At 70.0% G+C, this 23,172-nt stretch carries 19 protein-coding genes; 10 read left to right on the forward strand and 9 right to left on the reverse strand.

Annotation, left to right across the window (positions count from 1 at the left end; genetic code table 11):
* Positions 1-163 precede the first annotated feature (163 nt).
* From ACFVS8_RS05775 to ACFVS8_RS05790, 4 genes are read left to right on the forward strand one after another with little or no spacing between them, the layout of a single operon-like run.
* Positions 164-2,161, forward strand: coding sequence for a DUF6541 family protein (locus ACFVS8_RS05775; RefSeq protein ID WP_387058775.1), 1,998 nt, complete (start codon positions 164-166; stop codon positions 2,159-2,161).
* Positions 2,162-2,211: 50 nt separating this feature from the next.
* The gene (locus ACFVS8_RS05780) at positions 2,212-2,943 is read left to right on the forward strand and encodes a glycosyltransferase family 2 protein (protein ID WP_387058777.1); all 732 of its coding nucleotides are present in this window, start codon (positions 2,212-2,214) and stop codon (positions 2,941-2,943) included.
* On the forward strand, positions 2,940-3,428 hold the full coding sequence (locus tag ACFVS8_RS05785; protein WP_387058780.1) for a DUF2304 domain-containing protein: 489 nt from the start codon (positions 2,940-2,942) through the stop codon (positions 3,426-3,428). Before ACFVS8_RS05780 ends, ACFVS8_RS05785 begins: the two co-directional genes overlap by 4 nt.
* Entirely contained in the window at positions 3,425-4,408 is a 984-nt protein-coding gene (locus ACFVS8_RS05790) for a glycosyltransferase (protein WP_387058783.1), read from the forward strand. The genes ACFVS8_RS05785 and ACFVS8_RS05790 overlap by 4 nt, the downstream gene beginning before the upstream one ends.
* A 110-nt stretch (positions 4,409-4,518) precedes the next feature.
* Here the strand turns inward: ACFVS8_RS05790 and ACFVS8_RS05795 are convergent, their stop codons facing one another.
* Entirely contained in the window at positions 4,519-5,787 is a 1,269-nt protein-coding gene (locus tag ACFVS8_RS05795; protein ID WP_387058786.1) for a lipopolysaccharide biosynthesis protein, read from the reverse strand.
* Between the two features lie 13 nt (positions 5,788-5,800).
* Between ACFVS8_RS05795 and ACFVS8_RS05800 the strand changes: the two genes are divergently transcribed.
* Positions 5,801-6,601: a glycosyltransferase gene (locus ACFVS8_RS05800; protein WP_387058789.1), complete on the forward strand. Its 801-nt coding sequence runs from the start codon at positions 5,801-5,803 to the stop codon at positions 6,599-6,601.
* Between the two features lie 16 nt (positions 6,602-6,617).
* Here the strand turns inward: ACFVS8_RS05800 and ACFVS8_RS05805 are convergent, their stop codons facing one another.
* Both ACFVS8_RS05805 and ACFVS8_RS05810 read right to left on the reverse strand, forming a co-directional pair.
* Positions 6,618-7,706 (reverse strand): acyltransferase family protein, encoded by a 1,089-nt coding sequence (locus tag ACFVS8_RS05805; protein ID WP_387058792.1) that lies wholly within the window; start codon positions 7,704-7,706, stop codon positions 6,618-6,620.
* A complete protein-coding gene (locus tag ACFVS8_RS05810) occupies positions 7,703-8,842 on the reverse strand; it encodes an NAD-dependent epimerase/dehydratase family protein (protein WP_387058795.1) in 1,140 nt (379 codons plus the stop codon). Before ACFVS8_RS05810 ends, ACFVS8_RS05805 begins: the two co-directional genes overlap by 4 nt.
* A gap of 214 nt (positions 8,843-9,056) precedes the next feature.
* Here ACFVS8_RS05810 and ACFVS8_RS05815 point away from each other — a divergent pair, with 214 nt between their 5' ends.
* The 5 genes from ACFVS8_RS05815 (at position 9,057) to ACFVS8_RS05835 (ending at position 15,401) form a co-directional block, all read left to right on the forward strand.
* The gene (locus tag ACFVS8_RS05815) at positions 9,057-11,852 is read left to right on the forward strand and encodes a hypothetical protein (RefSeq protein WP_387058797.1); all 2,796 of its coding nucleotides are present in this window, start codon (positions 9,057-9,059) and stop codon (positions 11,850-11,852) included.
* An 87-nt stretch (positions 11,853-11,939) separates the two neighbouring features.
* Positions 11,940-12,809 (forward strand): ABC transporter permease, encoded by an 870-nt coding sequence (locus ACFVS8_RS05820; protein WP_387058800.1) that lies wholly within the window; start codon positions 11,940-11,942, stop codon positions 12,807-12,809.
* Complete coding sequence (locus tag ACFVS8_RS05825; protein WP_387058802.1) at positions 12,806-13,552, forward strand: ABC transporter ATP-binding protein; 747 nt, start codon at positions 12,806-12,808, stop codon at positions 13,550-13,552. The genes ACFVS8_RS05820 and ACFVS8_RS05825 overlap by 4 nt, the downstream gene beginning before the upstream one ends.
* Positions 13,553-13,599: 47 nt before the next feature.
* Positions 13,600-15,096, forward strand: coding sequence for a methyltransferase domain-containing protein (locus tag ACFVS8_RS05830; RefSeq protein ID WP_387058805.1), 1,497 nt, complete (start codon positions 13,600-13,602; stop codon positions 15,094-15,096).
* Positions 15,093-15,401: a hypothetical protein gene (locus tag ACFVS8_RS05835; RefSeq protein WP_387058807.1), complete on the forward strand. Its 309-nt coding sequence runs from the start codon at positions 15,093-15,095 to the stop codon at positions 15,399-15,401. The genes ACFVS8_RS05830 and ACFVS8_RS05835 overlap by 4 nt, the downstream gene beginning before the upstream one ends.
* 30 nt (positions 15,402-15,431) lie before the next feature.
* Here ACFVS8_RS05835 and ACFVS8_RS05840 read toward each other — a convergent pair whose 3' ends face one another.
* From ACFVS8_RS05840 to ACFVS8_RS05865, 6 genes are all read right to left on the reverse strand, one after another.
* The gene (locus ACFVS8_RS05840; protein WP_387058810.1) at positions 15,432-16,964 is read right to left on the reverse strand and encodes a glycosyltransferase family 2 protein; all 1,533 of its coding nucleotides are present in this window, start codon (positions 16,962-16,964) and stop codon (positions 15,432-15,434) included.
* Positions 16,961-18,877: a glycosyltransferase gene (locus ACFVS8_RS05845; RefSeq protein ID WP_387058812.1), complete on the reverse strand. Its 1,917-nt coding sequence runs from the start codon at positions 18,875-18,877 to the stop codon at positions 16,961-16,963. The genes ACFVS8_RS05840 and ACFVS8_RS05845 overlap by 4 nt, the downstream gene beginning before the upstream one ends.
* Positions 18,877-19,572, reverse strand: coding sequence for a 2-C-methyl-D-erythritol 4-phosphate cytidylyltransferase (locus ACFVS8_RS05850; RefSeq protein WP_387058815.1), 696 nt, complete (start codon positions 19,570-19,572; stop codon positions 18,877-18,879). Before ACFVS8_RS05850 ends, ACFVS8_RS05845 begins: the two co-directional genes overlap by 1 nt.
* Positions 19,572-20,357 (reverse strand): NAD-dependent epimerase/dehydratase family protein, encoded by a 786-nt coding sequence (locus ACFVS8_RS05855; RefSeq protein WP_387058816.1) that lies wholly within the window; start codon positions 20,355-20,357, stop codon positions 19,572-19,574. Before ACFVS8_RS05855 ends, ACFVS8_RS05850 begins: the two co-directional genes overlap by 1 nt.
* Before the next feature lie 82 nt (positions 20,358-20,439).
* Positions 20,440-21,717, reverse strand: coding sequence for an O-antigen ligase family protein (locus ACFVS8_RS05860; protein ID WP_387058819.1), 1,278 nt, complete (start codon positions 21,715-21,717; stop codon positions 20,440-20,442).
* Positions 21,714-23,108 (reverse strand): O-antigen ligase family protein, encoded by a 1,395-nt coding sequence (locus ACFVS8_RS05865; protein ID WP_387058822.1) that lies wholly within the window; start codon positions 23,106-23,108, stop codon positions 21,714-21,716. The genes ACFVS8_RS05860 and ACFVS8_RS05865 overlap by 4 nt, the downstream gene beginning before the upstream one ends.
* Positions 23,109-23,172 lie beyond the last annotated feature (64 nt).

The following is a 23,172-nucleotide window of genomic DNA, read 5'->3' on the forward strand; positions in this document are numbered from 1 at the left end:
CTCCGACCGGCTTGGCCGTCGCGCGGTCGTGACCGCCCGTTCGCGGGTCGCGGGCGACGGTCGCGAAGCCGCCGGCGGTGTTGGGCGCCGGCGCAGGAGGCTGGCGGTATCCTTGTTCTCCGACGCCGCCGATCTCCGGAAGCGTGAAGGGATGCGACCTGAGATGACGTGGTTCGATCTTGCGTGGGCATCGACCGTCGCAACGGCGATCATGGTGCTCCCCGGATTGCTCCTCGCGCGGGTCGTCGGGCTCCGCGGCGTGTGGATGTGGGGCCTCTCCGCGCCGTTCTCGGTGACGGCGATCGCGCTCGCCGCGCTCGTGGCGCCGTTCGTCGGCCTGACCTGGTCGTGGATCCCCGCCGTGGCGTTCACGCTCGTGCTCGCGGCGGTGCTGTGGGGCGCTCGCCGCCTGACGGCATCGCGAGGGAGAGCGGATGCCGCGGCATCCGCTTCGCCTGCAGGGTCTGCGCCTGCTGAGGTCGCACCCGTGCGGTCGGCCGCCTCGTGGGCCTTCGCCGTCGGCGTGCTGCTGGCCGCCGCGCTGATCGCTGCGAGGTCCGTGCAGATCATCGGCGAGCCCGGCGGCATCTCGCAGACGTTCGACAACATCTACCACCTGAATGCGGTGCGGTACATCCTCGACACCGGCAGCGGCTCGCCGCTCGACGTCGGTGCGATGACCTCGGCCGGCCTGTGGTTCTACCCCGTCGGCTGGCACGACGTCGCGACGCTGGTCGTGCAGCTCACCGGGGTGGCCATCCCGGTGGCGGTGAACACCACCTGGATCGTGTTCTCGGCGGTGGCGTGGCCCCTCGGCATCGTGCTGCTCGCGCGCGTGCTCGGCGGCACGAAGCCCGCCGTCGCCATCGCGGCCGGCCTGGCCGCGGCATCCGTGCCGGCGTTCCCGTACCTGCTCGTCGACTACGGCGTGCTCTACCCGTACCACGCCGGCGTGGCCCTCGTGCCCGCGGCGATCGCGGCCACAGTCGCGCTGTTCCGCCTCGGCCGCGAGCAAACCGGACTCGACCCCGTGTGGTCGGCGGTCGTGCTCGCGGGAGCGCTGCCCGCGCTCGCCCTGACCCACCCCGGTGCGTTCATGGCCTGGCTCGCGTTCTCGCTGCCGATCGCGGTGATCGCGCTCGTGCGGCTCCTGCGCTCGCGCCCGAGCACGCGGACCCGCGTCATCGCCTTCTCCGGATTCGCCGTGTACCTGCTCATCGGGTTCGTCGCGATCCGCGTGCTGCGCCCGCCGCTCGAGGCGACGCTGTGGCCCGCGATCGGCCTCGCCGGGCAGGCGCTCGGCGAGGTGATCACCGTCTCGATGTACCACACGCCGATCGCCGAGATCGTCGCGGTCGCGATGATCACCGGCGTCGTGTTCGCGGCGATCCGCCGCAGGTACGCCGACTGGATCGCGATCTCGCTGCTGGCGGTGTCGGGGTTCCTCTACATCATCGTCGCGGGCGTCTCGAGCGCGACGATCCGCAACCTCATCACCGCGTCGTGGTACAACAACACGCCGCGTCTCGCGGCACTCGTCGTGATCGCCGTGGTGCCCCTCGCCGCGATCGGCGTCGCGGGCGTCTGGCAGAAGATCGTCGACGCCGCGTGGTTCGACCGGATCGTCGCCGGCCGCGGGCGCGCGGTGCGCGTGGTCGTGGCCGTGCTCGCCGTCGTGCTGCTCGGGCTCACGATGCAGGGGCGCAGCATCACCGGCGCCATCGACGGCGCGGCGCAGTCGTACCGCATCACCGAGAAGTCGGCGCTCCTCAGCTCCGACGAGCTGGCGCTGCTGGAGGAGCTGCCCGAACTGGTGCCCGAGGATGTCGCCGTGGCCGGCAGCCCGTGGACCGGGGCCGGGCTCGCCTACGCCATCAGCGACCGTCGCGTGCTGATGCCGCACACGCTCATGGACATCTCCGACGACGTCGCGACCATCAACGACGAGCTCGACGACGTCGACGCCGGATCGGCGCTGTGCGCCGCGCTCGACGCCGAGAACGTCGGGTTCGTGCTCGACTTCGGCGCACGCGAGGTGCACGGCGGCAAGCACGTCTACACCGGGTTCGACGAGCTCGCGACCTCCGACAACGTCGAGCTCGTGCGGGAGATCGGCGACGCACGGCTCTACGAGATCACGGCATGCGGAGGGCTCGGATGATCGACGGCGCGCAGAGCGGACCGGGCGCCGTTGGTATGCTCGACCCCATCATGAATGACTCGCTCGGGCGTGTGCTCGTCATCGTCCCGGCGTGGAACGAGCAGGCGAATGTCGGCAACACGGTGCGCGAGATCCTCGACCGCACCACCGGGCTCGACGTGGTCGTCATCGACGACGGATCCACCGATCAGACCGCCGCTGCGGCACGAGACGCCGGCGCCACGGTCATCGCGCTGCCGTTCAACCTCGGTGTGGGCGGGGCGATGCGCGCCGGGTTCACCTACGCGCAGCGGCACGACTACGACGCGGCGATCCAGGTCGACGCCGACGGCCAGCACGATCCCGCGGAGATCGGCCGGGTGCTCGACGGCCTGCACGGCTCCGACATCTCGATCGGCGCCCGGTTCGCCGACAAGGGCGACTACTCGGTGAAGGGCCCGCGTCGCTGGGCGATGCTGTTCCTCGCCGGCGTCATGTCGAGGGTCGCGGGCACGCGGCTCACCGACGTGACCTCGGGCTTCCGCGCCGCGAACCGCCGGGCGATCGACCAGTACGTGCGCTACTACCCGGCCGAGTACCTCGGCGACACCATCGACTCGCTCGTCGCGGCCGTGCACTCCGGGCTCTCGGTCACGCAGGTGCCGGTCGCCATGCGACAGCGCGTGCACGGCAACCCGAGCCAGAATCCGATCGGTGCGAGCATCTACCTGTTCCGCTCGATCTTCGCGCTGGGCCTGGCGCTCATGCGTCCGGGCAAGGCCACGGGAGGCCAGACCGCATGATCGTCTTCCTGGGCATCGCCCTCGCCCTCGTCCTGGTCAGCATCGTGGTCTACATGCTGCTCACCCGGAAGCTCCGCGAGAAGTACGCGTTCTTCTGGATCGTCATCGGCCTCGTGGTGCTGGTGCTCGGCATCTTCCCGCAACTGCTCGAGGGCCTGACCCTCGCGCTCGGGGTGCAGGTGCCCTCCAACCTCCTCTTCTCGCTCGCGATCGTGCTGCTGCTCGGCGTGAGCCTGCACCTGTCCTGGGAGATCTCGCAGGCCGAAGACGAGATCCGGCGCGTGGCTGAAGAGACCGCACTGCTGAACACCGAGGTCGAGCGGCTCGCCGAGCGCCTCGCCGAACTCGAGCGCACGAACCCCGCCACGACGACGCCCGTCGCGACGACCGCCGCATCCGCGAACGCCGCACCGACCGGCGAGTCGCCCGCACCGGTCGAGACGGCCGACGGCGTTCGCGGGCACGACGAGGACCGAGCCAGGTGAATGCCGCGTCGGCCCCGGCCGGCATCCACGCGGTGATCTCCGCATTCCGACCGGAGCAGGCGCTGATCGAGGCGGTCGGCGAACTCCGCGACCAGGTCGCCTCGGTCGTCGTCGTCGACGACGGCAGCGGAAGCGCGGCCGACGACGTGCTCGCCGACCTCGAGCGTACGGGTGCCACCGTGCTGCGCCTGCCCGAGAACTCCGGGATCGCGGCCGCGCTGAACGCCGGCATCGAGCACGTGCGCGGCCTCGGCGCCGACCACGTGCTGACGCTCGACCAGGACTCGCGCCTGCCAGCGGCATCCGTCACCGACCTGGTCTCGGCGCTCGACCGCGCCGCCGCGCGCGGGCACCGTGCCGCGTTCGCCGTTCCCGAGTTGTTCGCCTCGGTCAGCCAGGTCTCCGAGCGGGCCGACGACGGCACCCTCTTCACGCTGCACTCGATCCAGTCGGGCATGCTCGTACCCGTCACGACGTTCGACGCGGTCGGCACGCTGCGCTCCGACCTGTTCATCGACCTCGTCGACACCGAGTTCGAGCTCAGGTGCCGTGCTGCCGGCCTGCGCGGGGTCGCGGCGCCCGGCCTCCGGCTGCCGCACTCGCTCGGCGCCGCGTACGAGCGCCCGGCCTGGCTTCGCGTGGTCACGCTCGGCCGCGGTCCGCGCGACGTCACGCTCAGCACGCCGTTCCGCTATTACTACCGGGTGCGCAACCGCATCGTCGTCAACCGCGAGTTCCGGCGCGAGCACCGGGCGTGGGTCGCCCGCGACACGATCGTGGAGTCGCTGCACTTCGCCGTCGCCGCGACCCTGGCCCGCCCCCGCCGCGCACTCTGGCGCATCTACCGCACCGCCGTGCGAGACGCGCGCGCCGGGCGCATGGGCCGCGCCGACGAGCGGACGATGCAGGATGCCGCCGGCATCCGCTGGGCCACGCCGCGCGTGCAGCGTCGCGACGACGCCCCCTTCGCCGACCGCTGAGCCCTCGGCCCGGCGCGGCCCGGTCCAGCGCGGACCGGTCCGACGCGGACCGGTCCGACGCGGAATCGCGCTGCCAGGACGTTCAGCGGCCGTCAGGAGCCGCTCGGGGCTCACCAGCTGCTTGGCGAGCCCTCGACCTCTGCCGTCTGCACGGTCACGGGATGCGGAGCCGGCGTCGCCATGAGACGGAGGCCGGGCACCACGAGGATCAGCAGCGACGTCGCCTCGGCCGCCGCCACGCCGGCCGCGACGACGGCCTCGTAGCCGTTGAAGGAGCCGATCGCCATGATCGTGACGCCCACCACCGACGCGGTGAGCGTCGTGGCCAGCACGAACCGGTAGCGGCCGTGGGGGATGAGGATATTCCGGATGAACGGCGTCGCGCTCGAGATGCAGAAGAAGGCCACGCCGAACAGCACGCACGTCAGGCCGTTCGCCGCGACATCCGCGCCGAAGATGAAGCCCGACGCCCAAGGGCCGAGGATCGCCAGCCCGAGCGCCCCGACCACGCCGAGCCCCAGGTGGGCGAGGATCGCCGCACGGTGGCGGCGCACCGGGCTGGTCGCGTCGGGTTCGAGCACCCAGGCCTGGAACGCGTTGCCGAGCGCGATGACGGCGAGCACGCCCACGCGGTAGATGCGGTCGGCCGAGGCGAACGAGCTCGCCTCGGCGGGCGGGAGCCCGGCCGTCGCGATCGGCACCGGCGTGGTGCCGTACGCGTTGCCCGCGGCGTCGATCGCCGCGGTCGGCAGCAGTGTGCGGAGCACGCGGAAGCCGCCGCCGAGCCCGACCCGCCGACCCGGCATGCCCTTGAGGTTGCGCACCGCGTGGGCGACCGCCGCGACGACGGTCACGACGGCGAGCACCAGCGGGTAGAAGAGCACGGGGCCGCCGAGCAGCAGCACCGGCATCGCTGCGACGGCCGCGACGAGCTTCGGACCCGCGTCGTAGATCATGAGGTCGATCGGGCGGGCGGCGCCGATGCAGAACCACGACGGCGAGAGCCCGGCGAGCGTCATCGCGACGGCCATCGCGATGGACTCGGCCTTGAAGTCGGCACCCGTCACCAGCGCCGTCGCGGCGATCACGAGCGGGATCGCGACGACGGTCGTGATGGAGCGGGAGACGAGGCTCTCACGGAGGATCTGCGCGCGCTCCGAGGCATCCGTCGTGCGGGCGATGCGCACCGGGCCCACGACGCCCCAGCCGAAGAAGACGACGACCATGCCGAGGATGCCGATGGACTGGCCCGCCGAGAAGTCCGCCCAGCCGCCGGGGCCGGTCACGCGGGAGATGATCGGCAGGAGCAGGAACGGCGCGAGGGCCGACAGGATCGGTGCTCCCGTGAATCCGGCTAACCTCAAGAGGACAGATCTCATCGACCGACAGTCTATGTCGCTCGATCCGACGCGATTCACCGGGAGCAGATTCGACGTGGAGCATCCGAGACCACGGGTGAGCGTGTGCATGGCGACGTACAACGGCGCCGCGTACGTGCGCGAGCAGCTCGACTCGATCCTCGAGCAGCTCGGGCCGACCGACGAGGTCGTCGTCATCGACGACGCGAGCACCGACGGCACCGTCGAGGCGGTCGAGGCGATCGGCGATCCGCGCATCCGCCTCACGCGCGCTGCCGCGAACGCCGGCTACGTGCGCACCTTCGAGGCCGCACTCGGGGCTGCCGCCGGCGACGTGCTGCTGCTGGCCGACCAGGACGACCTCTGGACGCCGGGCCGGGTCGATGCCATGCTCGATGCACTCGACCGCTCCGGAGCCCTCGTCGTGGCGTCGAACCTCGTGGTGCTCGGCACCGGCGAACCGCTGCCGTCGCCCGTCACGGGGCGTCCGTGGCGTCTCGAGGGCGGGCAGTCGACCGATCACCGCGGCAACGTGCTGCGCATCATGCTCGGCGACGCGCCCTACTTCGGATGCACGATGGGGCTGCGCCGCGAGGCGCTCGCGCTCGTGACCCCGTTCCCCGCGTTCCTCACCGAGTCGCACGACCTCTGGATCGCGATGGCCGCGAACGAGGCCCGCTCGATCGTGCACCTCGAGGCGCCGACCCTGCAGCGCCGGGTGCACGAGTCGAACGCGTCGACGCCGCGGCCCCGAGGCATCCGCGCGGCACTCGGATCGCGCTGGATGCTCGTGCGGGCCAGGTCGGAGGCGCGACGGAGGCTGCGCCGGGCGTGACGCTCGACCGCGTCGCTCAGGCCGCGATGCCCACCGGGCGGGGCTTCACCGGCCGACGTCCCCGTGCGATGCGCATCACGGGCCGTTCGACGAGGAACCAGCTCGCCGCCGCGAAGAGTGTGGTGAGCACGGCCGTGGCCCCGATGTAGACCGCCATGCCGTACTGGGCGAGCGCCGGCAGCATGAGCAGCTGCTGCATCGGCCACGCGTAGATGTAGAAGCCGTAGGAGATGTCGTTCTTCGCGATGAACTTCGGCTGCGGGATCACCGTCGAGAGATACAGCAGGCCGTAGGCCATGAACGGCGCCGACAGCTGCCCGCCCCACCGGGGGATGAGGGCGATGAGCACGACCATGATCACGAGCGAGGCGATGCCGACGGTCGCGCTGACGCCGAAGCGGCGGATGACGTAGTAGACGATCGAGCCGCCCATGAAGAACGGCAGCAGCCGCATGAACAGTGCGAAGTCCTCGTTGAGGCCGAGGCGACGGGCCAGGTCGATGTTCGCGTAGGCCACGACGCTCAGCACGAAGACCGACGTCACGATGACGGGGGAGCGCCGCACGACCGCGAGCGACCCGAGGAGCCAGATCGTGAGGTAGCAGAGGAACTCGTAGTACAGGGTCCAGAGCGACCCGTTCCACGCGTTCGGATACGGCACCGTCGAGAGCGTTCCCGCGATGTCGTAGTGCACCATCTTCAGGCCCGAGTTCGCCCAGATGAAGTTCAGCGGCGTCGTCGGCGTGGTGAGGAAGCCCGCGAGCGTGCCGCGCTCGACGAGGGCCGCGATCGGCGCGAACACGAGCGCCATCACGATCAGGCAGACGATGAACGCCGGGAAGATGCGTGCGATGCGGTGCACCAGGAAGTCGCCCGCCGTGTTCGTGAACCGGCTCGTCGTGATGAGGAAGCCGCTGACCACGAAGAAGCCGGCGACCGCCCACCCGCCCAGGCTCTCGCCCTGGATGCTCGGCCCGCCGCCCTCGCCCGCCGTGAACCACGCGTGGGCGAAGAGCACGAGGGCGGCCAGGACCAGCCGGAACATGTTGAGGCTGTTCGCCCTCGCGGGGAACGGGTTGCCGGTGAGGAGTCGGGGGACGGTCACTTCAGGAGGTTCCTGGCAGCCATCTCGTCGAGCGAACGCTGGTAGTTGTCGCCCTCGACGGGTTCGGTGAGCACCCACTCGACGAACCGCCGGACGCCCTCGCGGAACTCGACGGTCGCCTCGAGGCCGAGCACCTCGGCGAGCAGCGTCGTGTCGGCGAAGTTGTGGCGGATGTCGCCGAGGCGGTAGTTGCCCGAGATGCTGGTCGGCACTTCGGTGCCGAACGCGTCGAAGAGCGCCGCGACGACCTCGGACACGGTGGTCGCGACCCCGCTGCCGACGTTGATGATGCGCCCCGCGGCATCCGGAACCGTCGAGGCGAGGTAGGTGGCGTTCACGACGTCGTCGATGAAGACGAAGTCGCGGCTCTCCTCGCCGTCTTCGAAGATGTTGATCGCCTTGCCCTGGCGGATGAGGGTCGAGAAGATCGAGAGGATGCCCGTGTACGGGTTCTTGAGCGACTGGCCGGGGCCGTAGACGTTCTGGTACCGCAGCGCCACCGGCTCGATGCCGATCGTGGGCGACACGGTCATGATGAGCGATTCCTGCACGTGCTTGGTGATGCCGTACACCGACGACGGGTGGATCGTCGCGGCCTCGGTGGTCGCCACGAGCTCGAGCGGACCCGCCACGCCGGGCTGGTGCACGTCGAAGTCGCCGGCGGCCATAGCCTCGTCGGCGCGGTGCGGCGGGTACACGAGGTCGCCGGTCAGCGTGCGGTAGGCGCCCTCGCCGTAGATCGAGCGCGACGAGGCGATGACGATGCGGCGCACGTGGTGCTCGCCGTTCGCGAGCGCGTCGAGGATCTTGGCGGTGCCGCCCACGTTCGCCTCGACGTAGCGGTCGATCTCGTACATCGACTGCCCGGTTCCGGTCTCGGCGGCCAGGTGCACGATGATGTCCTGGTCGGCGATCGCCCGTTCGACGGCGTCGCGGTCGGTCACCGTGCCGCGGATGACGGTGGCGATGTCGCGGATCGACGCGAGCAGCGGCGAGGTGGTCTCGGGATCGTCGCCGTGCACCTGCGGGATGAGGCTGTCGAGCACGGTCACCCGGTAGCCCTCGTCGACGAATCGCCGCGCGAGGCGGCTTCCGATGAAGCCGGCGCCGCCGGTGATCAGGACGTTGCCTTGCATGATGTCGGTGCTCCGGGATCGGTCGTCTGCGGGGGATCGAGGCCGTCGTCCGGGCCGGTGAGCGGCGCTTTCGCCGTCGGACCGGACAGGCCCCGCACAGTCTATCCGGGGCGCGCGGGATGGCTCATTCCTCGCTCTCGGCGCGATCGAGCCCTACCATGACAGGTACTGCCGCTCATTCGGGGGACGCGGCAGGACAACGGGGGTTGTGCACATGGGGTGGCGTCGGATCGCGGGCATCGTTGCATCGGTCGGCCTGATCGCGGGGTTGCTGAGCGCGATTCCCACGATCGGCGGACCCGGGGCGCAGCCCGCGAGCGCCGCGGTCGGATCCCAGTTCAACCCCGGCGACATCATCAGCGACGGCGTCTTCTACGACAGCGGCACGATGTCCGTCGCGCAGGTCCAGGCGTTCCTGAACGCCAGGGTGCCCACGTGCCGCACCGGGTACACCTGCCTGAAGAGCTACCGGCAGAACACCTCGGCCCAGCCCGCCAGGTCCGAGGGATGCGCCGCGATGGGCGCGACGACGAACGAGACCGCCGCGTCGATCATCGTGCGGGTGGGCAGGGCCTGCGGCATCAACCCGCGCGTGCTCATCGTGCTGCTCGAGAAGGAGCAGGGCCTGGTGAGCGACACCTGGCCCACCTCGCGCCAGTACCGATCGGCGACGGGCTACGGATGCCCCGACACGGCCGACTGCGATGCGCAGTACTACGGGTTCTTCAACCAGGTGTACAACGCCTCCTGGCAGTTCAAGAAGTATCGGGCGCGCCCCGACCGCCTGTACGTCGCCGGACGCTGGAACACGATCTACTGGCATCCGAATGCCGGATGCGGCACGTCGAGCGTGTACATCCAGAACCAGGCGACCGCCGGGCTCTACCTCTACACGCCGTACCGGCCGAACGCGGCGGCGCTCGCGAACCTCTACGGAACGGGCGACGGCTGCTCCTCGTACGGCAACCGCAACTTCTGGCGCATGTTCACCGACTGGTTCGGCAGCACGCACGGCGGCATGGACAACATGATCGCGAGGGCCGAGGGCGACTCGCGGGTGTACCTGGTCTCGGCCGGCACGAAGCACTACATCACGACGCCGGCCGACCTCACCGAGTTCGCGACCGGACTCGGCGGGATCCGGATCATCAGCAAGGCGTTCTTCGACAGCATGCCGACCGGGCGGAACGCGACGCTCTTCCTGCGCAACACCAAGACCGGCAAGCTCGCGCTGCTTCAGGGCGGGGCGACGCACTGGTTCGCGAACTGCGACCTCGTGGGGCTCTGGGGTTCGAACTGCGGGGCCTCCGGGTACCTCGACGTGCCCGACTCGCTCTTCACGAGGTACAAGGTCGGCGCGTCGATGACGAAGTTCGGCACGGCGCCCGACGGGAGCGCCCGCATGCTCGAGCGCCCGGCGGCGGCGAAGCTCGTCGGCTCGGCGCCGAAGGCGTTCAACGGCGGCAAGGTCCCGTACATGGCGAAGATCTCCAGCACCCTGCTGGCCTCGTACCAGGTCGGCCGCACACTCGCCGCGCCGCACACCTACATCAAGTCGAAGACCGGCGGCGCCCAGGTGTACTACGTTGACGGCCGTGATCGGCTGCGGCCGATCAACGACTGGACCTACGCGCCCGAATACGGTCTCTCGAAGTCGGCGCTGGCCGTCGACGACAGCGTGGTGAAGGCCTACACGAAATCGGGCGCCGTAGGGCTCGTCGTCTCGTGCGGATCGAACGTGTACGCCGCGTCGAACGGGTCGTTCGTGCGGTTGAAGGCGGGTTCGGGCGGGCTTCCGGTCGCGGCACTCGCCGCCGAGAACTGCGCGCTGCTCAAGAAGTCGGCCGCGAGCGTCTCGGGTCCGCTGTTCCTACAGGCCAACGGCGCCTCCGTGGTGAACCTCGTCCGCTCCGCGAAGCTCCGGCAGCTCTCGTCGCCTGCGCAGTCGGCCGCCCAGAACGGCGGATACCAGCCCACGATCGTGAAGGTCGCACCCACGACGCTCGCGAAGATCACCAGAGGCCCCCAGGCGCTCGACGTCGGCTCGTTCGTGAAGTTCGGCGCGAGCTCCGACGTCTTCCTCGTGAACGGGTGGCAGCTGGTGCGGGTCCACAAGTGGGCCACGTCCGAGCAGTACGGGTTCCCGCGGAGGGCGGTCCCCGTCACGGTGGACCGTCGTGACGGCTACTCCGATGCCGCCAGTCCGCTCGGCACCTTCGCGAAGTGCGGTCCGACCGACGTCTTCGCGGTCACCGGCGGTGCCAGGCAGGGCGTCGGCGCCGTCGCGCTCGCCGGCAACCCGTTCACCACCCTGCAGAACGTCCTCTGCGCGAAGATCCCAGTGCGAGGCGCGAGGATCGACGGGCCGTTGTTCCTCGCCGCCGGGTCGGAGTACCGGGTCGCCGTCGCGGGCGGGTTCGCGCCGATCACGTCCGCCGGGATGCTCGAGGCGAACGCGGGAGTCCGCCCCGCGCCGCTCGCGGTGTCGGCCGACGCGATGGCGGCGCTCCCCGCGCGCGGAGCGAAGCCTGCCACGGGCACGCTCGTCAAGGGCTCGAACTCCGGCGCCGTGTACTTCGTCGACGGCTCCGGAAGGCACGCGCTCCCCAACTGGGGCGTGGCCGCCGACCTCGGCATCACCGCGCGGTACTCGGTCGTGCATCCGGCGGAGCCCGCACTGCTCAAGACCGAGAACCCGCCGCTCGGCGTGTTCGTCAAGACCGGCGGCCAGACCTACGCCGCCTCCGCCGGCAAGCTCAACAAGATCGCGCCGGAGCTCGCGGCCGGATTCGCGATCACCGAGCTGACGGAAGCGACGGGGGCGACGCTCGCGAAGTCGACGCTCGACATCCGTTCGGGACTCGTGCTGAAGGATGCGTCGACCGGTGGGCTCTACCTGCCGACGGGCGGAAAGCTCGTGGCCGTCGCCGCAACGGCGCTTCCGGCGGGCGCGACGGTGCTGACGCTCGACACGCGCACGGTGGCGGGCATGCTCGCCGCCTCGCCGTGAGGCATTCGGATCAGGTTTCTCGGCTAGTATGCCGGGGGGCTTCGAACGAATCGGAGCCCTTTTGGATACTCGAAAGTTCACGGTCATATGACATCTGTCGATTTGAGCGGCTTTCAGGCCCCCGGCCGCGGGAAGGGCATCGTCGATGTCTTCCGCCGGCGGTACCTGCTCCAGCTCCTGATCCGCAAGGGCACCTCGACGCGCTATCGCAACTCGGTGCTCGGCTGGGGCTGGTCGTACGTCAAGCCCGCTGCACAGTTCTTCATCTACTACTTCGTGATGGGCGTCGTGCTCCAGTTCCATCGCGACGTCGAGAATTTCGCGATCTACCTCTTCGCGGGCGTGGTCGCGATCAACCTCTTCAACGAGGCGTTCAACAACGCGACGCACTCGATCGTCGACAATCGGGCCCTGGTGCGGAAGATCTACCTGCCACGCGAGATGTTCCCGGTGGCGTCGATCATCGTCGCGCTCATCCACTTCCTGCCGCAGGTCGTGATCCTGCTGATCGCGTGCCTCTTCCTCGGCTGGACGCCGACGTTCGCGGCCGTCGGGGCGTTCCTGCTCGGCCTGCTCATCATCCTGATGGTCAGCCTCGGCCTCGGATTGCTCTTCGGTGCGCTCAACGTGCGCTACCGCGACGCGCAGAACTTCGTCGAGATCATCCGCATGATGTCGACCTGGGCGTCGCCCGTGCTCTACACGGTCGCCATGGTGCAGACCGCGTTGCCGAAGTGGGCCTTCGATCTCTACATGCTGAACCCGCTCACCACCGCGGTCGAGCTGTTCCACTTCGCCTTCTGGTCGCCGACCACGAGCGCCGACGACCCGGCCGCCGTGCTCGCGCCGTCGATCGGCACCGACATCTTCCTGTCGCTCGGCATCTCGATCGTGTTCGTCGTGATCGGCCAGCTGGTGTTCCGCCGGTTCGAACGGAGCTTTGCACAAGACCTATGAGCGAGACCACCATGCAGCGACGTCCGAGCATCATCGTCGAGAACGTCCAGAAGACCTTCCTGATCCGCCACACGCACTCGATGAAAGAGGCGTTCCTCGCGCGGATCAAGCGCGAGAAGAGCGGTGCCACGCCCTTCAAGGCGCTCGACGACGTGTCGTTCACGGTCGGCGAGGGGGAGAGCGTCGCCGTGCTCGGCTTCAACGGGTCGGGCAAGTCGACCCTCCTGAAGCTCGTCTCCGGCGTGCTCGAGCCCGACAAGGGCAAGGTGCTCACCCGCGGACGCGTCGCAGGCCTCATCGAGGTCGGCGCCGGGTTCCATCCCGATCTCTCGGGGCGCGAGAACGTCTACCTCAACGCCGCGATCCTCGGCATGCAGAAGCACGAGATCGACGAGCGGTACGACGCGATCGTCGAGTTCTCCGAGATCGGCGAGTTCATCGACCAGAAGGTCAAGCACTACTCGTCGGGCATGTTCCTGCGACTCGCCTTCGCCGTCGCCATTCACGTCGAACTCGATGTGCTCCTCGTCGACGAGATCCTCTCGGTCGGCGACGCGCCGTTCCGCAAGAAGTGCACGGAGAAGATCAACGAGCTCGCCAAGGAGGGCAAGACGATGCTGATCGTCAGCCACAACATGGCGATGGTCAAGGAACTGTGCGACCGTGGGATCGTGATCCGCAAGGGGAAGAAGGTGTTCGACGGCCCGGTCGCTGAAGCGGTCGAGGTGATGAACGCGAAGTGAAGGCCAGCCGTCATGCACTGAGCATCGACCAGAGCACGCTGGAGGGCGTGCATGCGATCGACCTGGTGTTCGACGGCCGCCGACTGTGGTCGACCGCTGTGGGGGCGGTGCACGACGGCGAGCTTCACTGGCCGGCAGCGCTGACGCCGCACCTCGTCGGTTCCACGACGCTCGTCGTGCGCGACTCCGCCGACCAGCGCATCCTCGCGACACTCGAGGTCGCGTTCGATGCGAGTCGAACCCGCGTCGACCCGCGTGATGCGGTCGGCCGTCCGCTCGCGATGAACAAGTGGAACCGCCTCGGACCGGTGTTCGAGGGCGGCGACTCCGGGTTGCGGGATCGTCTCCTGCAGCACGCGGCGAAGATCGTCGACATCGCGGAGACAGCCGGGTATACGCTCTACATCGTCGGCGGCAGCCTGCTCGGATATCGCCGGAGCGGCGGGCTCATGCCGCACGACGACGACATCGACTTCGCGTTCCTCAGCGACCACTCGGATCCCGGCGACATCGCGCTCGACGGGTACCGGCTCGAGCGGGTGCTGCGGGAGGCCGGCCAGGCCGTCGTGCGTCACAGCCTCACGCACCTCGAGGTCGACGCCTTCGACGAGCACGGTCACGTCGAGCACTATGTCGACATCTTCACCGGGTACTTCCGCGACGGCCTCTACTGCCAGCCGTTCGCCCTTCGCGGTCCCGAGGTCGGGCGCGACGACCTCGTGCCCGTGCAGCGCGTCGAGGTCGACGGGGTGCTCCTTCCGGCTCCCGCTCGACCCGATGCCTGGCTCGAGTACGCGTACGGACCGGACTGGCCGATCCCCGACCCGTCGTTCACGTTCGTCACGAACCAGTGGACGAGCCGGCGATTCGAGAACAGTTTCGGGGTCTTCAACCGCGGCCGCGTCTTCTGGGAGAAGAAATGGCTGGCGCGCGATGGGGCGGCGACGCCGGTCGATGATCCCGTCGAGCTCGGGCGGTTCCTCGACTCGATTCCCGACGGTGCGCATGTGCTCGACCTGGGCTGCGGAAGCGGTGCGGCGACGAACGAGATCGCGAGAGCCGGGCACCCGGTCCTCGGCGTCGACTACAGCCACGAGGCGCTCGCGATCGCGGCCGCAGGCGCAGCGCCCGGGGCGCGGTTCGCCTACCTCAACCTCAACGACCGGCACGAGGCGCTCGCGCTCGGCGCGCAGCTGCTCGCGACCGGTGAGATCTGGTTCGTGCGCATGGCGGACGTGCTCCACGGTATTTCGCGCACCAACCGGCACAACGTGTTCCACCTGCTGGAGCTCGTGCTCCGTGGCGGGGCGACGGCAATCGGCACGGTGCCGACCGACTTGCCGCGGTCCTACCGGCACGGGGATCCCACGACCTGGCATTATCCCGACGAGTGGTTCGTCGAGGAGATCGCGGTGCACGACCTCTCCCTCGAGTTCGGCGACCGGCGCCGCCTCCTGACGAAGGACGGCCCGCGAGACGTCCGGCAGTTCAGCATCCGATCCGATCGAATCGACGGGCGCACCGTCGCAGGAGGCACAGCATGAAGCGCACCATCGGTCGCCTCGCCAGCAAGGCGATGCCCCGCACTTACAGCAACCTCCAGCTCCTGTCGACGATGAACGACGGCGGGGAGTCGGTCATCGCGACCCTCGTGTCGCTCGACGAGCAGGTGCGGGAGTTGCGGGCCGAGCTCAATGAGGTCCGGCGTGACAACCGCCGCGTCGTCGAGCTGTACGATCTCGTCTTCGCCCGGCTGCAGGAGGACACGCCCCTCAAAGCCACGGCATTGCGCCTCGACGTCGACCCCGCAGAGGCGAGCGTCGACCGCGCGGACGATCCGAAGGACTGAACCAGGTCGGCCCGCGCACCCGGGCCGGCCTCAACGCACGAGCAGGCTGAGGTTGCCGTGGATGTTCGGGTATACGCGAAGCCGTCGACCGTTCGCGAGGTGCCGGAAGTCTGAGACGTCGTTCGCGCGCACCGCCCGATGGTTGACGACGCCGAAGAGCATGGCCCTGGTGTTGAGGTCCCAGTACCCGTCGGGCATCGGACGGCCCGCGCAGGCCGTCGCGGGCTCGAGCACCGCGGTCGCGCGCATCACGACGTCGGGGTAGCCGGGCGTCGTCGACACCGTGAGCTCCCCGGTCGTCGGCACGAGCCAGGTCATCGTGCTCTCGCGGGAGCGCACCCCCACGTCTGCGGTCGCGGTGCGCAGGTCGTCGGTGACGTCGACGTCGCGCGGATCGAGCAGCCGCAGCAGTTCGTCGTCGAGCGCCCGCCTGATCCGGCCGTCGTCGTCGACCACGAGATCGGGGAACCCGCCATGGTGCGCGGTCCAGCGGACGAGCGTGCGGACGAGCACCGTGCCGTCGTCGCCGGCTTCGACCCGGCGCGCGGAGGCCACGCCGAGGAGGCCCTCGTCGTATCGGGCGAGCCGTTCGACCAGATCGGGGCGACCCCGCATCAACAGGTTCGCGCGCGCGGCGAGATGCCGCGGCATCCGCCGGTCGAGCGCGTCGCTCCAGTGCCGGTCGACGATCCCGCGGGCGTGCGCGAGCACGACCGCACGTTCGGGTTCCGGACGTCGGAGCAGGCCGGGCCCGAGGGCCGGGAGGACGCGCTCGCGGAACTGCGCGGCCATCAGGAGGTCGTGATCGGGTCGACGGTCGGGCGCTGCGCCGAGGGCGTCGGCGATGTGATCGACGACGCCCCGCAGTGCCGCCCACCATTCGTTCGGGTCGTCGGTGAAGCCCGTCGACGCGGTGACGCCCTCCCGGACCCAGTGGTAGAACGGCATGTCGGCCCGGATCGTCACCGCCTGCGCGTGCCGCGCGACGTCGACGTTGAAGTGGACGTCCTCCCAGAGGGCGCGGGCGGAGTCCGGAAAGCGGATGGCGTGCTCCCGCAGCATCGCGACCCGGTAGAGCTTGTGCGGATTCGTGGGTTCGAGGGCGTGGACGTCACCGCGGCCGCGCGCATCGTCGCGGTTCCGGTCGAAGGCCGCGAGCGCCCACTTCGGCTGATCGGTGCGGGCCTCCTTGCCCGCGAATACGTCGGCGCCGGTGCGCTCGAGGTCGGCGAGCGCTGTGGCGAGCGACTCGGGGTACAGGTGGTCGTCATGGTCTGCGAACAACACGTACGCGCCGCGAGCGAGGTCGATGCCGAGGTTGCGCGGCCTGCTCGGCCAACCGGAATGAGGCGCCTCGTGCACGACGACGCCAGGATGGCCGCCCGCGATGCGGTGGATCCGTGCCAGGTCCTCGGCAGGAGACCCGTCGTCGACGAGCAGGACCTCGAACCGCGAAGACGGCAGGGTCTGCGCATCGAGCGAGGCCAGCAACCGCTCGAGCGGAGCACCCGATCGGTAGGTCGGCACCACCACGGTGATGTCGGGCGCCTGCGGCGCCGTCATCGATGCAGCCGCAGGTCGACCCGTTCGCCCCGGACCCGGAGCGTCCACGGCGCGAGGTGCGCCGAGCGTTCGGCGGGGTGCCATCGGTAGACGCCGTCGCGGAGTCGGATCGAGACGGATGCAGCGCCCGCCCGTCCGGCGAGGAGCGGCACGATGGTGACGCGATGGCGATCCGCGGGTCGGGAACGCCCGAGCCGGTGGCGCACGACGGCGCCGACGCGGGCGAACCAGCCGAGTCGTCGCGCCGAGAGCATTACCGTCCCGGTCGCGGGGCGTTCGCCTCGCAGCGAGAGGCCGACGACTCCGAGCCGGACGACCGTGCGGTCGCCGTCGCGGCTCGTGCCCATAACCTCGAGCGGCCGCACGCTGTCGAAGACCGACGTCACCCGGTCGCCGATATCGAGGCTCGCGAGACCCTCCCGATTCGCGTAGACCGTCGCAGTTCGGCCGTCGACGATCGCAGAGGCGGTTCGCACAGCGGTCGCGACGCGCGGGGCCTGCACGCGCCCGGCTCGCTCGGTTCGGAGAGCGAGGTCCTGCACCTCGGTCTCCAGCGGCGAGCCGAGCGCGGCGTCGGCGACGTCGAGCACGGCCGAGACCCGGATGGACGCCGCGGCCTCGCGGCCGTCGGCCGAGACCTCGATCTCGACCTCGTGCGCGGCGGACGGCAACTGCCACACCACGCGCGACGAGCGACCACGCGTCAGCAGCTCGACCCGGGTGGACTCGAGTTCTCCCCGCACATCGAAGTCCGCCGGGGTGCCGAGTTCGAGGCACACCTCTGCGGACATCGGCAGCATGGCTCCGTCGACGACCTCGAACGTGCCGCCGCCCGGCAGCCGCGGCACGGTCGCCGCCAGGCCCGTCAGGTGCAGACGGCCGTCATGCCATTCCGCCGAGGTGATCCGGGCATCGGCGAACCGGTCGCGGCCGGCCTGGGCGGCCACCGCGTCGAGCAGTTCGCGATCGCCGTGGCGCAGCGCACGGGCGACGACGCGCGCGGAGGCGTCGAGCTCGTCATCGAGGCCCGTCGTGAAGTACCGGCTCTGCATCACGCTCGCACGATCGACGATCATGCGCTGCTCCTCGGCAGGTCGGTCGACGAACGCGGGAGTGAACGAGGCGAGCACCCGCGAGACGTACTGGTGCCGGAGGAGCTGGCGGCGGGCCGTCGCCTGCTCGGCGAGCTCGCGGTCGATGGCTTCGACGACCTGATCGAGGCGGTCCCACCATTCGGGATCGGAGCGGCGGAAGGTCGTCGAGCCCGACCCGGGCGTCTGCACCCAGTGGTAGAACGGGACCGTCGCGAGCGTCGACACGACGCGGGCGTGCCGTGCGACCGAGGTGTTGAAGGCGATGTCCTCCCAGAGCACGCGTCGACCCTCCGGGAACCGGATGCCGTGCTCGCGCAGGAATTCGGTGCGGTACAGCTTGTGCGGATTCATCGGCACGAGCGGGTGCTGATCGACCCGCCCGACGTCGTTCGCGGAGTCGGCGCGGTACGACGCGATCGCCCAGCCGGCGTCGTGGGTGCGGGCCTCCTTGCCGTTGACGACGTCGGCGTCGTGCCGCCTGGCGAAGGCCGTCGCCGATTCCAGCGCCCGGGGGTACAGCACGTCGTCGTGGTCCATGAAGAGCACGTAGCGTCCGCGTGCGAGCTCGATGCCCACATTGCGCGGGCGAGACGCCCAGCCCGAGTTCTCGATGCGCTCGACGCGCACGTTCGGTCGGGTCGCCGCGACGGCGCGGAGCCGTTCGACCGTGTCGTCCGGCGAACCGTCGTCGACGAACACGACCTCGAACTCGTCGGCCGGCAGCGTCTGGGCGTCGAGGGACATGACCAGCCGCTCCAGGCCGACGGCAGGCGGCGAGAAAGTCGCGACGACGACGCTGACCTCGATGCGGCCGTCCATCAGTCGGATTCGATCAGGTGCTCGACGATGAGCCGGGCGGTTCCGAGATCCTGCGGGGTGGTGATCTTGATGTTGTTCACGTGCCCCTCGAGGATGCGCACCCGAGCGCCGCAGAACTCGGCGACGATGTCGGCGTCGTCGCTCACGCGATCGTAGCCGGATTCGACCGCCAGGCGGTAGGCCGTCTCGAGGAGATCCCGTTGGAACGCCTGCGGCGTCTGGCCGAGCCACGAACGCGAACGGTCGAGCGAGCCCCCGATGAACCCGTCGTCGTCGACGAGCTTCACCTGCACCATGCTCGGCAGCCCGAGCATCGCCGCGCCGTGCTCGATCGCCCCGTCGATCACCCGGTCGACCAGCTCCGGAGTCGTGAACGGGCGCACGCCGTCATGGGTCACGATGATGTCGCCGGTGGAGGCGGCGAGGCCCCGCATGGCCGACAGGTGCCGCTCCCGGTCGCCCTCGACGAGCACGACGTCGAGACCGCCCTCGTCGATGAGGATGCGCCGGTACTCGTCGGTGTGGTCGGCGCTCACGGCCACGATGAGTTCGTCGACGCTCGGCGTGGCCATCGCCCTGACGGTCCGTTCGATCACCGTGACGCCGTCGATGGTCGCGAGGAGCTTGTTCGATCCGAAGCGAGTCCCCTTGCCGGCGCACGTGACGATCGCCGACACCCGGAGGTCGGCGCGCATCAGCGCACGCTCCGGATCGACGCGGCGAAGGCGCGGATGCCGGCGAGTTCGGATTCCGCATCGAGCAGGTAGTCGCCGTCCGCGCCGTAGAGCTCGGCGTGCTCGGTCCGCATGTCCCGCGTGTACATCGCCGCGAACGGATCAGCCGGCCCGGGATCGTTGCCGGTGACGTCCACGCCGAACGCGTCGCGGGCGACGACCTCGTTGCGGATCGCCGGGGTCGCGAGGTTCATGGATCGCAGCCCTGCATCGAGCGCGACGCCGATGTCGCGCCAGAGGTGCCGGACGTCGTAGTACTGGAACTCCGCCTCGGGCCTGATGAACTCGACCCGGTGGTCGTTCGCCAGGTCGTAGACGATGCCCTTCTTGAGTCCGTCGCCGTAGAGCTGGGGCAGTCGCATCACCAGCGTGTCGTGCTCGGCGGCGAGTCGGCGTTCCTGGTGCAGGCGGTTCGCACCGTACGGGGTCAGCCCCGCTTCAGAGGTCGGCGTCGATTCCGTCGGGCTGCTGTCGCCCGCATAGACGCACACCGTCGAGATCAGCACGAGACGGCCGATCCGCACGCGCGCGAGACGGTCGACCAGTCCGTCGATCTCGGCTCGGTCGGCGGCACCCTGACGGTTGATCCGGTGCGAATCCGCTCGAGTGCCCGCAGTCACCACCAGATCGTAGGCGTCCCCGTCGATGCGATCGATGTTCGTCGTGTTGAAGTACGCATCGAACACGTGCCGGGACGCGATGTTGGAGCCGACGAAACCGGTGTGGCCGATCAGAGCACTGCGCACGGAAGCCTTTCATCCGGCGCGAACGTGAGGTGGCGCGCGCCGCGGTCTCGGGTCCGGACGGAACCGGATCCGGCTCCTGCGGTCAGCCTACGCGTGCGGCCGCGAGCGCGTCACGCCAACTCATGTCCCTCGCGGACTTCACCGCGCAGACGACCAGCAGCATCCACCCGCCCTCGAGGAGCACGAAGCTCTCGGCGAAGGACGTGACCGTGATCGCCACGAGCATGAGCGCGGGCCAGAGGTACACGACGCTCCGACGGCCCGTGGCGAGGAGCCAGGCTCGCACGAGCGCGACGCCGAGGAGCGCCGCGAAGAGCAGCAGCCCGATGACGCCGATCTGGAAGTAGACGTCGACGTAGGCCGAGAGCGCCGACACGTGCTGGCGCCCCGTGGCGAACTCGAGCCAGAGGTAGGGCGCGGCATCGGGCCAGGCCCCCACCCAGCCCCAGCCCTGCAGCGGATTGAGGGCGAGGTAGCGCGAGGCCTCGCGCCACACGTCGAGCCGCACGTCGAAGTCGGCGCGTGCGTCGAGCAGTTCGATGATGCGCAGCCGCAGCACCCAGACGGTCACGAGCGCGACGACGGATGCCGCGAGGAGCGCGATCTGCCATCGCCAGCGGGTCGCGGCGTCGACCCGTCGGAGCCCGTAGATCGCCGCGAGGGCGACGAGCGAGACGGCCAGCGCGATCCAGGTCGTCGGCGAACCCGTGAGGAGGATGGTCAGCGCGGCGACCGTGATCCAGCCGATCGCGCGCCCACGGTTCAGCAGCTTGGTGCGCCACTCGACGATGAACGTGAGCAGGCCGATGAGTGCGATGAACCCGAGCATGTTGCGCGATCCGTAGATGCCCTGGATCGGGCCGAGCGAGGCGATGTCGCCCTCGATGCCGAGGAACGCGATGGGCACGTCGAGCAGGATGCCGGACACCACCTCGAGTGCGAGCGAGACGCCGAGGAGGACGCGGACCACGCCCCCGAATGCGCGCACGATCTGGATGGTGTCGCGCATGAGCGCGACGTACACGCCGATCACGCCGAACGTGATGAGGTACGCGACCCGGATCGCGCTCAGCGTGGTCGTGTTGCTCCACAGCACCGATGCCGCGCACCACCCGACGAACACGAGGATGGTGAGCGGGAGGATGCCGTACCACTCGACCGCGCGCCAGCGTGCGACGAGCGACACCGCGCAGAGCGCGATGAGGAGCGCGAGCATCGCGAGCAGGCCCGGCCAGCCGATGAGGCTGCGGATCAGGTGCGTCGACAAGGCGGTGCCGATGGCCGCCATCGAGAGCGCCTGCGCGAACCTCGCGGACCCGACGAACTCCCGCAGCGCCGATCCCGTGCCGGCGTCGATCATGCGCGCGGCGGTGCGGCCGGCCGCTGCGCTGCGGGGGGTTCGGCGAGGGCGACGGCGTGCGACCTCGCGGGACGCGGTTGCGCGGGCAGGGGATGGTTCGTCCACTGCCGTCGCTTGGTCGCCCAGGCGATCGCGACGAGCAGCAGCCAGCCGCTCTCGATGAGCAGGCGGCTCTCCGCCAGGCTCTGCCCGAGCAGGGCGATGAGCACGAGGATCGGCACGAGCGACGCGGGGGAGTAGGGAACCGGGCGGCCTGCGGCATCCCGTGGCTGATCCACCGCGAGGAACCACGAACGCCAGAGCGCGCCGATGACGATGGCGGCGAAGGTGATGAGGCCGATGACGCCGAGCTGCATCCACACGTCGAGCCACGCGTTGTGCGCCTGCAGGTAGACGACGCCCTTGCGCACGGCGAGGCCGTCGAACGGCTCCACCCAGGGCACCCAATAGCCGACGTATCCCCAGCCGGCGATCGGCCGTTGCTGGGCGAGGCCGATGACGCTCGCCCAGATGTCCGTCCGCCCGGTGAGGTCGTCGCCCTTGCCGAACAGCTGCAGCAGCAGGTTCCAGCCGGCGATGAAGGCGGCGACGGATGCCGCGGCCACGCCCGCTGCGGCCCAGTAGACCTTGCGGCGACCCTGCGGGCCGACTCTGCGGGTCCAGAGCGCGAACACGAACACGATCGCGACGACCCCCGCCACGAGGATCATGGTCGACGACCGCGTGAGCGCGAACACGAGACCCGCGGTCACGAGCCAGGCGATGCCGGGGGCGCGGCGCATACTGCCGGCGGCCAGCAAGCAGCCGAAGACGATGAGGGCGAGCAGCGCGGCCATGCCGAGCAAGTTCCGGCTCGCGATGATGCCCTCGATCGGGCCGCCGTGGAGCAGCAGTCCACGGGACCAGTAGAAGGCCATCGGCAGCTTCTCGCCCGTGACCTCGAAGTCGGGGAAGTTCGGCAGCAGCGGTTCGCGCACGAAGACGGCGACCCACAGCTCGAACGCCAGCGAGAGCGCGAGGATCCACTTGAGCGCCGACGCCAGCGACAGGACGATGCGCGCCCAGGGGAGGCAGAGCACGAGCGTGACCGCAGCGAACGTCGTGACGAGCAGGATGCCGAGGCCGAGCGCCGTTGCACCCGGGTAGAACGACCAGGCGAGCGAGAGCACCGCGAGGAGCAGGAACGCGAGCGTGGACTTCGGGGTGCGGCGCCACTTCCAGCCGGGGCGCGTGTGCACCAGCAGCAGGATGCCGCCGACCACGACCACCGCGACCGCGGCGCCGAATCCCCACCAACCGAGGAGGTTGCGCCAGAACTGGCCGGCCATGGCCGTGAAGATGACGAACGTCGCGTAGGCGCCCACGAGGGCGGGGCGACGGGCCGGGGTCATGGGGACAAGGGTATCGTGCGGGGGGTCGGGGACCGACGATCAGACGCGCGAAGCGGCGGGGGCA

The sequence above is a fragment of the Agromyces sp. NPDC058110 genome (assembly GCF_042884735.1).
Lineage (GTDB): Bacteria > Actinomycetota > Actinomycetes > Actinomycetales > Microbacteriaceae > Agromyces.